The sequence below is a fragment of the Caulobacter sp. FV1ye13L genome (assembly GCF_058681155.1).
In genome coordinates, this window is record NZ_CM178732.1 from 100790 (window position 1) to 112243 (window position 11454).

10 protein-coding genes are annotated in these 11454 nt (G+C 68.4%); 8 read left to right on the forward strand and 2 right to left on the reverse strand.

The window, feature by feature from the left end; all coding sequences use genetic code 11:
- Positions 1-39: 39 nt before the first annotated feature.
- From pbpC to rutA, 6 genes are all read left to right on the forward strand, one after another.
- A complete protein-coding gene (pbpC, locus tag ACW176_RS00470) occupies positions 40-2196 on the forward strand; it encodes a multimodular transpeptidase-transglycosylase PbpC (protein WP_492110457.1) in 2157 nt (718 codons plus the stop codon).
- Between the two features lie 81 nt (positions 2197-2277).
- Positions 2278-3045: an SDR family NAD(P)-dependent oxidoreductase gene (locus ACW176_RS00475; protein ID WP_492110458.1), complete on the forward strand. Its 768-nt coding sequence runs from the start codon at positions 2278-2280 to the stop codon at positions 3043-3045.
- A gap of 145 nt (positions 3046-3190) precedes the next feature.
- Positions 3191-3928 (forward strand): pyrimidine utilization protein B, encoded by a 738-nt coding sequence (gene rutB, locus ACW176_RS00480; RefSeq protein WP_492110459.1) that lies wholly within the window; start codon positions 3191-3193, stop codon positions 3926-3928.
- Between the two features lie 184 nt (positions 3929-4112).
- A complete protein-coding gene (gene rutC, locus ACW176_RS00485) occupies positions 4113-4502 on the forward strand; it encodes a pyrimidine utilization protein C (protein ID WP_492110460.1) in 390 nt (129 codons plus the stop codon).
- Between the two features lie 5 nt (positions 4503-4507).
- The gene (rutD, locus tag ACW176_RS00490) at positions 4508-5311 is read left to right on the forward strand and encodes a pyrimidine utilization protein D (protein ID WP_492110461.1); all 804 of its coding nucleotides are present in this window, start codon (positions 4508-4510) and stop codon (positions 5309-5311) included.
- A gap of 154 nt (positions 5312-5465) precedes the next feature.
- A complete protein-coding gene (gene rutA, locus ACW176_RS00495; protein WP_492110462.1) occupies positions 5466-6527 on the forward strand; it encodes a pyrimidine utilization protein A in 1062 nt (353 codons plus the stop codon).
- A gap of 134 nt (positions 6528-6661) precedes the next feature.
- On the opposite strand, the gene ACW176_RS00500 is transcribed toward rutA, so the two are convergent.
- On the reverse strand, positions 6662-7159 hold the full coding sequence (locus tag ACW176_RS00500; RefSeq protein ID WP_492110463.1) for an FKBP-type peptidyl-prolyl cis-trans isomerase: 498 nt from the start codon (positions 7157-7159) through the stop codon (positions 6662-6664).
- Between the two features lie 264 nt (positions 7160-7423).
- Here ACW176_RS00500 and ACW176_RS00505 point away from each other — a divergent pair, with 264 nt between their 5' ends.
- Together ACW176_RS00505 and ACW176_RS00510 are read left to right on the forward strand one after the other, a co-directional pair.
- A complete protein-coding gene (locus ACW176_RS00505; protein ID WP_419252164.1) occupies positions 7424-7555 on the forward strand; it encodes a hypothetical protein in 132 nt (43 codons plus the stop codon).
- Between the two features lie 279 nt (positions 7556-7834).
- Complete coding sequence (locus ACW176_RS00510; protein ID WP_492110464.1) at positions 7835-10369, forward strand: cation-translocating P-type ATPase; 2535 nt, start codon at positions 7835-7837, stop codon at positions 10367-10369.
- On the opposite strand, the gene selD is transcribed toward ACW176_RS00510, so the two are convergent.
- Positions 10362-11429, reverse strand: coding sequence for a selenide, water dikinase SelD (gene selD, locus ACW176_RS00515; RefSeq protein WP_492110465.1), 1068 nt, complete (start codon positions 11427-11429; stop codon positions 10362-10364). The two genes, ACW176_RS00510 and selD, sit on opposite strands and share 8 nt — an antisense overlap.
- Positions 11430-11454: the final 25 nt, after the last annotated feature.

Here is an 11454-nt window from a genome sequence, read left to right on the forward strand (position 1 = left end):
CGAATTTAGGCTGAGACCAAACAGGGCCGTATCGAAACCGTGAACGACTGGACGCTTCCCCCGTACCGTTTCGAAGAAGGCTCCAAGCCGCCGCAGAAGCCGGAGGTGTCGTTTGGCGCGCCTCCGCCTCCCCCGCCGGAAGACCCGTTCGCGCCCAAGCCGCCGCCCGAACCCGAACCCGAAGAACCCTTCCGCGCCGATCTGGCCCACCTCAAGGCCGGCAAAAAGGCCAAACGCTTTGGCTGGGTCTGGAAGACCCTTCTGGTCGGTGTGCTGCTGGGCGTTCTGACCGTGGGCGCCGGGGCCGGCTATGTGTGGTGGAAATATCTGCGCGACACGCCAAAGCTGCCCACCCGCGAGGCCCTGTTCGCCGTCAACCGCGCCCCGGGCATCCGCTTTGAGGACAAGAACGGCCAGGTGATCGCCACCCGCGGTCCGCGCTATGGCCAGCGCATCACCCTGGCCACCGTGCCTAACTATGTGCCCCTGGCCTTCATGGCCGCCGAGGACCGCCGGTTCTACCAGCACGGCCCGATCGACCTGCGCGGCATCGGCCGGGCGGCGCTCGTCAACTGGAAGGCCGGCCGCACGGTCCAGGGCGCCTCCACCCTCAGCCAGCAACTGGCCAAGGGCCTGTTCCTGACGCCTGACCGCACGGTCAAGCGCAAGCTGCAGGAAATGGTCATGGCCCGCGAGCTGGAGAAGGTCCTGACCAAGGACGAGGTGCTGGAACTGTACCTCAACCGGGTGTTCTTCGGGGCCAACACCTTCGGCGTCGACGGGGCCAGCCGCACCTATTTCGGCAAGCCGGCCAGCCAGCTGACCCTGTCGGAAGCCGCCCTGCTCGCCTCCCTGCCCAAGGCGCCGTCGCGCCTGGCCCTGACCCGCGACATGAGCGGGGCCCTGGCCCGTTCGCGGCTGGTCCTGGCCAATATGCGCAAGGAGGGCTGGATCACCGCCGAGCAGGAGAGCCGGGCGCTGGACGACACCCCGCGCCTGTCGCCCCTGGCCGTGCAGGACGAGGGCAACTACGGCTGGGTGCTGGACTACGCCACCAATGAAGCCGTGCGGATCGCCGGCCAGAACGCGCCCGACCTGGTCGTTCGCCTGACCATCGACCCCCTGCTGCAGAAGCTGGGCTCGGAGACCGTGCGCCAGGCCATCGCCTTCGACGGCGAGCGGGCCGGGGCCGGACAGGCGGCCCTGCTGTCGCTGTCGGCCGACGGCGCCGTGCGGGCCATGGTGGGCGGGACCGACTATATCGAAAGCCCCTTCAACCGGGCGGTCCAGGCGCGTCGCCAGCCGGGCTCGACCTTCAAGCCGTTCATCTATGCCGCCGCCCTCGACAAGGGGGTTTTGCCGACCGATATCCGCGTCGACGCCCCGGTGAAGTTCGGCGACTGGGCGCCGGAAAACTATGCCGGCGGCTATCGCGGTCCGATGACTGTGGAACAGGCCCTGGTCAATTCCACCAACACCATCGCCGTGAAACTGGGCCAGGAAGCCGGCGGTCCGGCGATCGGCGAGCTGGTCCGGCGCTTTGGCATCACCACCCTGCCGCCCAGCCCCGATCTGTCGGTGGCGCTGGGCTCTTACGAGGTCAGCCTGCTGCAGCTGACCTCGGCTTTCCAGGTGTTCCAGCAGGGCGGCAACCGGCTTGAGCCCTATGTGATCGAGAGCATCGTCACCCAGGGCGGGGCTCCGGTTTTCGCCCGTCAGCCCCAGCCGACGCCGCTGGCCGTCTATGACCTCGCCCGGGCCTCGATGATGGTCAAGATGATGAAAAAGGTCGTCAGCGAAGGCACCGCCAAGCGCGCCGCCTTCGGCCGTCCGGCGGCCGGCAAGACCGGCACCAGCCAGAACTGGCGCGACGCCTGGTTCGTGGGCTTCACCCCCGACTATGTCACCGGCGTCTGGGTGGGCAATGACAACGACAAGCCGATGAACAAGGTGGTCGGCGGCGATATTCCGGCCAGCATCTGGCGGCGGTTCATGCTCACCGCCCACCAGAACCTGGCCGTGCGCGACTTCCCGTGGCTGTTGCCCGATCCGACCCCGGAGAGCGAGCCTGACCCGCGCAACGGCTACTACGAGACCCTGGCGGCGGAGTTTGGCCGGGTCGCGGCGGAGCTGGACGCGGTGGCCAATCCGGCGCCGGGTCCGACGCAGCCGGGACCCGAGGACCTGCCTTACTAGAGTCCGGCCGACGCAACGGCGCCCTCGACATCCAGCCCTGCCGCCGCCACCTTCCCCCGCTGACCTTGGGGAGACCAGACCATGACCGACCAGACCCTTGCCGGCCGCACCGTGCTGGTGACCGGCGCCTCCTCGGGCATCGGCGCGCATCTGGCCCTGGCGGCGGCGCAGGCCGGCGCGAAGGTGGCCCTGGCGGCCCGGCGCACCGACCGGCTGGCGGATCTGGTCGAGCAGATCCAGGCGGCCGGCGGCCAGGCCCTGGCCGTGGCCATGGATGTCGAGGACGAGGCCTCGGTGATCGCCGCCTATGACGCCGTCGAGGCGGAGTTGGGGGTCGTCGATTCCGTGATCGCCAATGCCGGGATCAGCATGCAGGGTTCGGCCCTCGATATCGCCATCGACGACTTCGACAAGGTGCTGGCGGTCAATACCCGCGGCATGTTCCTGACCGCCCGCGAAGGCGCCCGGCGGATGATCAAGGCGGGCTCTGCGGACAGCGGGCGCGGCCGGGTACTGCTGGTCGCTTCGATCGGGGCGCACAAGGTTTTGCCGGGTCTGACGGCCTATTGCACGTCCAAGGCCGGCACGGCGATGATGGGCAAGAGCCTGGCCCGCGAGTGGGCGCGCAAGGGCATCAATGTCAACGTCCTGTGCCCAGGCTATATCCGCACCGAGCTCAACAGCGACTGGTTCGACCAGGAGGGCGGCCAGAAGCTGATCGCCGGCTTCCCGCGCAAGCGCCTGATGGCCGAGAGCGACCTGGCGCCCATGGCCCTGCACCTGTGCGCCGACGCCTCCGCCACGATCACCGGCGGGGTGTTCACGGTGGATGACGGCCAGTCGCTGTAGCGCCCCGCCGGGGGTTCGATCAGTTTCGACCGGATCGGCTCATCATGACCGCTAAAGGCCCTGGACGGGCTTGACGAACCGGGCGCGGGTCGTCGTCATCGACGGCCCGATCGTCGCGCGCCTCGCGCCCTCAGAATGGTATGGCATGGCTTCCGATCCCGACAAGGCCGGCGCGCGGATCACCGCCTTCTCGCAGGGCGCGATCATGCTGCCGGCCCGGCCCGAACCGATCCCGGTGGATCCCAGGACCACCGCCGTGATCGTCATCGACATGCAGAACGCCTATGCCTCGCCCGGCGGCTATCTGGACCTGGCCGGGTTCGACATCAGCGGCGCGGCGGCCGTGATCACGCAGATCCAGGGCGTCCTGCCGGTGGCCCGCGCGGCCGGCATGCAGGTGATCTATTTCCAGAACGGCTGGGACGATCAGTATGTCGAGGCCGGCGGTCCCGGTTCGCCCAACTGGTGGAAATCCAACGCCCTGAAGACCATGCGCGCCCGGCCCGAACTGCAGGGCAAGCTCCTGGCGCGCGGCCAGTGGGACTATGAACTGGTCGACGCCCTGACGCCCGAGCCCGGCGACATCCGCCTGCACAAGACCCGCTATAGCGGCTTCTTCAACAGCCAGTTGGACAGCGTGCTGCGGGCGCGCGGCATCCGGCATCTGGTGTTCGTCGGCATCGCCACCAATGTGTGCGTGGAGTCGACCCTGAGGGACGGCTTCATGCTGGAATACTTCGGCACGGTGCTGGAGGACGCGACCCACCAGGCGGGTCCCGACTACGTGCAGAAGGCAGCGCTGTTCAATATCGAGACCTTCTTTGGCTGGGTCTCGACGACGGCGGATTTCAAGGGGGCGTTTGGACAGTTGGCGCCGGGGTAGAAGCTAGATTTTTCCGTCATCCCGGGACTTGTTCCCGGGACCCATGGTTCAGCTTCATCGTGAGAGTTCTTTCCGGCTGAGCCTTAGCGGCAGACGAATGGGTCCCGGGAACAAGTCCCGGGATGACGGTAGTTTTGAATTCGTATGCTCTAGCCCTCACCGGGTTTGAAAGAGGATCACCACCATGCCCAAGACCGTCATCATCCCGCCCGGCACGGGCACGCCCATCGCCCCCTTCTCGCCAGGAACCCTGGCCGACGGCGTCGTCTATGTCTCGGGCACCCTGGCCTTCGATAAGGACAACAATGTCGCCCACGTCGGCAACGCCGAGGCCCAGGCCCGGCAGGTGCTGGAGACCATCAAGTCGGTCATCGAAACCGCCGGCGGCACGATGGAGGACGTGACCATGAACCACATCTTCCTCAAGGACTGGGCCGACTATCAGACCATCAACAAGGTCTATGCCGAGTACTTCCCCGGCGAGAAACCGGCCCGCTACTGCATCCAGTGCGGCCTGGTGCGGCCCGATTTCCTGGTCGAGATCGCCACCGTCGCCCACATCGGCAAGCGCTAAGCCGCATGACCTCGGGAACCGTCGACGGCCTGCACTATGAACTGCACGGCGGCCCCGTGGCCGGGCGCACGGCCGTGCTGCTGTCCTCGGGCCTGGGTGGCTCCGGGGCCTTCTGGGCGCCGCAGATGGCGGCCCTGACGGCGAAGTATCCAGTCGTCCTCTACGACCACCGGGGCACGGGCCGCAGCGTGCGTGAGCTGACCCGGCCGCACTCGGTGCAGGCCATGGCCGACGACATCGTCAAGGTCATGGACGCCCTGGGCCTGGCCCGCGCCCATGTCGTGGGTCACGCGGCCGGCGGCAATGCGGGGCTGGCCCTGGCGCTGTCGCACCCCGATCGGCTGGCCAAGCTGGTGGTGGTCAATGGCTGGTCGCGACCCGATCCGCATATCCAGCGCTGCTTCGACACCCGCATCCACCTGCTGAACGACAGCGGCGTCCAGGCCTATGTCCACGCCCAGCCGATCTTCCTCTATCCGGCCAGCTGGCTGTCGGAGAACCATGAGCGGCTGCAGGCCGAGGAGCCGCACCACGTCGCCAGCTTCCCGCCCCGGGACGTGGTGCTGGCCCGCATCCAGGCCCTGCTGGCGTTCAACATCGACGACCGGCTGGGCGAGATCCTCCACCCCGTGCTGGTCAGCGCCAGCGCCGATGACATGCTGGTGCCGGTCGGCTGCTCCATGCGCCTGGCCGAGGGCCTGCCCAACGGCCAGCTGGAGGTCGCGCCCTGGGGCGGGCACGGGTTCACGGTGACCGATCCGGAGACGTTCAATGCGGCCTTGCTGGGCTTTCTGGAGGGGGACGAATGAGCCTCAACCAGATCCTCCCCCTCTGGGGGAGGTGGCCCGGAGGGCCGGAGGGGGCAGCTCGGCTTAAGCCGCATTAGCCCCCTCAGTCGGCTCCGCCGACAGCTCCCCCGGAGGGGGAGCATCTTCGCGACATTCCCAATCAGGACACACCCCCATGCAGGTCGGCGTCTTCATCCCCATCGGCAACAACGGCTGGCTCATCTCGGAGACCTCGCCGCAGTACATGCCCAGCTTTGAGCTGAACAAGACCATCGTCCAGAAGGCCGAGACCTATGGTTTCGACTTCGCGCTCTCGATGATCAAGCTGCGCGGGTTCGGGGGCAAGACGCAGTTCTGGGAGCACAATCTCGAGAGCTTCACCCTGATGGCGGGCCTGGCGGCCGTGACGTCGAAGATCAAGATCTTCGCCACTGTCGCCACCCTGACCATCCCGCCGGCCATCGCCGCACGGATGGCCTCGACCATCGACTCCATCGCCCCGGGACGGTTCGGCCTGAACCTGGTGACCGGCTGGCAGAAGGCCGAATACAGCCAGATGGGCCTGTGGCCGGGCGAGGCCCACTATACCGACCGCTACAACTACCTGGCCGAATACACGACCGTTCTGAAGGACCTGCTGGAGACCGGAATCAGCGACTTCAAGGGCCAGTACTTCCAGATGGACGACTGCCGGGTCAGCCCGCATCCGAAGGAAACCAAGCTGATCTGCGCCGGCTCGTCCAACGAGGGCCTGGCCTTCACGGCGCAATATGCCGACTACAGCTTTGCCCTGGGCAAGGGCACCAACACGCCGACCGCCTTCGGCTCGGTCAATGACCGCCTGAAGGCCGCCGCCGAAAAGACCGGCCGGGACGTGGCCAGCTTCATCCTGTTCATGATCATCGCCGACGAGACCGACGAGAAGGCCATGGCCAAATGGCAGCTCTATCGCGACGGCGCCGACCAGGAGGCTCTGGCTTGGCTGACCCAGCAGGCGGCCCCCAATGCGGCGGCCGGCGCCACCACCAACACCGCCCAGCTGGCCGCCCCGGAATCGGCCGTGAACCTCAACATGGGCACCCTGGTGGGGAGCTATGAGAGCGTTGCGCGGATGCTGGACGAGGTGGCGGCGGTGCCGGGCACGGCCGGTGTGCTGCTGACCTTCGATGATTTCGTCGAGGGGGTGGAGAACTTCGGGACGAAGATCCAGCCGCTGATGAAGTCGAGGAAAGTTTAGGCGGGACACTCGCCCCCACCTGGCCGCTGCGCGGCCGTCCGCCCCCGTAGGGGGCGGATGAGATCATCTTCCCCCTCCGGGGGAGGACCGCCGAGGGCGCGGAGGGGGCAAGTGGTCGCCCCCTCCGCCCTCGATCAATCCACCGCCAGCATGCCCAGCAGCTGCAGCCGGAACGTCATCACGCTGCCGGCCGGGATCGGCCCGACATCGCGGTCGCCATAGCCCAGCTCGGGCGGCACATAGAGCACCCACTCGTCGCCGACCTTCATCATCGGCAGGGCTTCCAGCCAGGCCTGGACCAAACCGTCCAGCGGCATGATCGCCGACTGCTTGCGCTCGAACGAGCTGTCGAACACCGTGCCGTCCAGCAGCTTGCCTTCGTAATGCACCTTGATGATGTCGCCGGTCTTGGGCGACGGGCCGGTTTTGGGGCCCGAGGTCAGGATCTTGTACTGCAGGCCCGACGGCAGAACGACCACGCCGGGCGCCTTGGCGTTGGTCGCCAGGAAGGCCTGACCGGCCGTCTGGGCGGCCGTCGCGCTGGCCGGCGGCGCGGCGGCGGGCGTCTGGGCGCAGGCCATTCCGCCCACGGCCAGAGTCAAACCAAGGGTCAAACAGGCAAAACGAAGCATTCGGGGTCCTGACCAAGAATCTTTTTTCGGAACGGCAGACTAGGGGCTTTCCCCAGCGACGCAACCTTTTCGGGAAAGCTAAAGCCTATAAAAATCAACAGCTTGATCAAAGTTTTCATTGATCAAGCGAGTTCGCTGAACAAGTTCAACATCATTTCACGGCCACTTGTCGAGATTGTGACCGCTATTAACCAAGCATTAGGATGTTTTTTAGGTCACGGTTGACCTCCCAAAGAGCCATCCGGCCAGAGAGGGAGGTACGACATGCCCAGACACACCGGCGCCTGCGCCGCCCAACGCCATTGGTGGCAACGCTATCCGATGTTCGCCCTGGCCGCCGGCTGGGTGGTGATCGGCGCGGTCATGATCGGCGGCGTTTCTCAGCTGCCCATCTAGCGGCTCAACCTAAACCCTCGATATCTCGCTGTGTGGCAGACGCCGCACGCCTCCCCTGTCGCACGCGGCAGGACAAGGGCGGCTGAGCGCTGCTCCCCGTCGCCAAGCGCACCGGACGAGACCTAAGGCCCAGGCAGCGACGGCAGGCGGCGCACAGGCCGGCCTCAGCCCCGGACAGGGCGCCCGGTCCTGGCCTTTGCAAAGATGATCTGGCGCAAGGTGAGGTTCGACGCGTTGCAACAGGGTCCAGCTCGACCTCTGGAGCAACCGGGATGCCCCATGGCGCGCGATGACCTCAGCGGACTGACAACGGCGCAGGCTGGCCACCGGCTGGCCGAGGTTGGTCCCAACGCCCTGCCCCAGGCCTCGGCCCGTGGCCTGGCCAGGATCGTGCTGGAGACCCTGCGCGAGCCGATGTTCCTGCTGCTGATCGGGGCGGCGGGTCTCTATCTGGTGCTGGGCGACCTGGGCGAAGGCCTGTTCCTGATGGCCGGGGCGATCGCCACCATCGGGCTGGTCGTCCTGCAGGAGACCCGCAGCGAGAACGCGCTGTCGGCCCTGCGCGACCTGTCCCAGCCCCAGGCCCGGGTGATGCGCGACGGGGTCGAGGTGCGGCTGGCCGCGCGCGATCTGGTTCCCGGCGACATCGTGCTGGTCGGCGAGGGCGAGCGCCTGCCCGCCGACGGCGCTCTGGTGGCCGGCGACGTGCTGAGCGTCGATGAGTCGGCGCTGACCGGCGAATCCGCCCCGGTCTCGAAGCGTCCCCTGGCGGAGGGTGAAGCCGCCGACGCCGAGACCCAGCCCGGCGCCGAGACCGGCCCCTATCTGTTCTCGGGCACGCTGGTGGTTCGCGGCCAGGCCGTGGCGCGGATCGCCAGGACCGGCCCCCGCACGGCGCTGGGCAAGATCGGCGTCTCGCTGGCGGCCATCGTGCAGGAGCCCACCCCGCTGCAGAAGACGGCGGGACGGCTGGTGGCCCTGCTGGGCGTGTTCGCCATCGCCTTCTGCGTCGTCGTGGCGGTGGCCTATGGGCTGCTGCGCCAGGACTGGGTGGGCGGCGTGCTGGCCGGCATCACGGTGGCCATCGCGCTGATCCCCGAAGAATTCCCCATGGTGCTGGCCGTCTTCCTGGCCCTGGGGGCCGGACGCCTGGCCCGGCACAAGGTGCTGGTGCGGCGCAGCGCGGTGATCGAGGCCCTGGGCGGCGCCTCGTTCCTGTGCGTCGACAAGACCGGCACCCTGACCGAGAACCGCATGCGCGTGGCCCGCCTGTGGACTCAGGGCGAAGACCACCTGATCGAAGGGGACGCACCGCCTGCCGGGGCGGCGCTGACCCTGCTGCAGGCCGCCGGACTGGCCTGCGCCGTCCATCCGGTCGACCCGATGGACAAGGCTGTGCGGGCGCTGCTGGGGTCCTCGCAGTCCCCCTCACCCGACACCCCGGCTGAACCGGAGCGGACCTGGCCCCTACGCGCCGAGATGATGGCGATGATCCAGGTCTGGCGCGGCCCCGGGGATCAGTGGCGCGCCGCCGCCAAGGGCGCGCCGGAGGCGATCTTCCGGCTGTGCGGCCTGGCCGATGATGAGGTGGTCCGCCTGACGGGGGTGGTCGAGCAATTCGCCGTCCAGGGCCTGCGCGTGCTGGGGGTGGCGTCCTGCCAGACCCAGACGGCCTTTCCCGACGATCCGCAGGACGCGCCGTTCGCGTTCGCGGGCCTGATCGGTTTCCTCGACCCCATCCGCCCCGACGCCCCGGCGGCGCTGAAACAGGCGCGGGGGGCGGGTATTTCGGTGGTCATGATCACGGGTGATCACCCCGCGACCGCCCTGGCCATCGCCGAGGCCGCCGGCCTGGACACCTCCGGCGGGGTCATGCTGGGCGACGAACTGGCCGCGCTCGGCGACGCCGCCCTGGCCGAACGCCTTCGCCAGACCCGGATCTTCGCCCGCATCATCCCCGAGCAGAAGCTTCGCATCGTCCAGGCCCTGAAACTGGACGGCCAGGTGGTGGCCATGACTGGCGACGGGGTCAATGACGCCCCGGCCCTGGAGGCGGCGCATATCGGCATCGCCATGGGGCAGAAGGGCACGGATGTCGCGCGCGAGGCCGCCGACCTGGTCATTCTCGACGACAGCTTCGCTTCGATCGTGGGCGGGGTGCGGCTGGGACGACGGATCTTCAACAACCTGCGCAAGGCGCTGGTCTATATCACCGCCATCCACGTGCCGATCGCCGGGGTGGCGCTGATCCCGATTGTCATGGGCCTGCCGCCCCTGCTGTATCCGATGCACGTGGTGTTTCTGGAACTGGTGATCGATCCGGTCTGCGCGATGGTGTTCGAGGCTGAGCCGGGCGGCGCCGAAGCGATGAAGCACCCGCCCAGACGCCCTGAAGAGCCACTGTTTGGACCCCGCCAGCTGGGCCTGGCCCTGCTGCAGGGGGCCGGCGTGCTGGCCGGGGTGCTGGGGATCTATCTGTGGGCGCTGGGCCATCATCCGGAAAATCAGGCCCGGGGCGCGGCCTTCCTGACCCTGGTGGCCGGAAACTTGATTCTGGCCCTGGCCGACGCCTCCTCGACCGGCGGCCGCCTGTTTGCGCCGCATCGGCGAATCTACTGGATCATCGCTTCGGCGGCGTCCGGCGTCCTGGCCCTGATCTTCGCCGTGCCGGCCCTGGACACCATCTTCAAGGTCGCGCCGCCGACGCCCGGCCTGCTGGCCAGCGCCCTGCTGGTCGCCCTGATCAGCGGCGGCTGGTTCGGACTGGTCCGCAAGCTGGGCCGCCGCCCGGCGCCCGCAGCCGGGGTCAGCTGAAGCGGCCCCGCACCCTCACCTGCGGCGTTCCGGCGGTCATCCGCCCGACCACCCGGGCGGCGGCGAACCCCGCGTCCAGCACCTGGCGCAGGACCGCGTCGGCGGCCTCCGGCGCCACGGCGATCAGCAGGCCGCCGCTGGTCTGAGGATCGGCCAGCAGGTCGCGGCGCCAGTCTGGCGCCCCCTCGGGCATCTCCACCGCCGCGCCATAGCTGGCCCAGTTGCGCACCGCCGCCCCGGTGCGCACCCCGGCCTGGGCCAGGGCGGCCACCTGCGGCAGCAGGACGGGCGCGTCGGCGTCCAGTTCCGCCGCCAGTCCGGCGCCCCGGCACATTTCCAGCAGGTGACCCAGCAGGCCAAAGCCCGTGACATCGGTGACGGCGTGGACGCTGGCCACCTCGCCCAGCCCCGCCCCGACCGTGTTGAGCTGGGTGGTGGTAGCAATCAGGGCGCGATAGCCCTCGTCGGAAAGGCGCTGTTGCTTGAACGCCGCGCTCAGCACGCCCACACCCAGGGCCTTGGTCAGGATCAGCACGTCGCCGGCCCGCGCGCCCCGGTTGGACAGCACGCGATCGGGATGGACCAGGCCCAGGGCGACCAGCCCATAGATCGGCTCGACGCTGTCGATCGAGTGTCCTCCGGCGATCGGCACGCCCGCCGCCGCGCAGACCGAGGCGCCGCCGGCCAGGATCGCGCCGATGGTTTCGGTCGAAAGCCTGTCGATCGGCATGCCGACAATGGCCAGGGCGAAGATCGGCGTGGCCCCCATGGCATAGACATCCGACAGGGCGTTGGTCGCGGCGATGCGGCCAAAGTCATGGGGATCGTCGACCACGGGCATGAAGAAGTCGGTGGTGGCCACCAGGGCCTGCTGGTCGTTCAGCCGCCAGACGGCGGCGTCGTCCGAGGTCTCGGTCCCGACCATCAGGTTGGGAAATATCCCGGCGGCCGGAGACTGGGCCAGGATCTCGCGCAGCACCGCCGGAGACAGCTTGCAACCGCAACCGCCGCCATGGGCCAGCGAGGTCAGTCGAACGGGGTCGGACACGGGTTCTGGCAACGGGTGGCTCCTGGACGATCGCCCC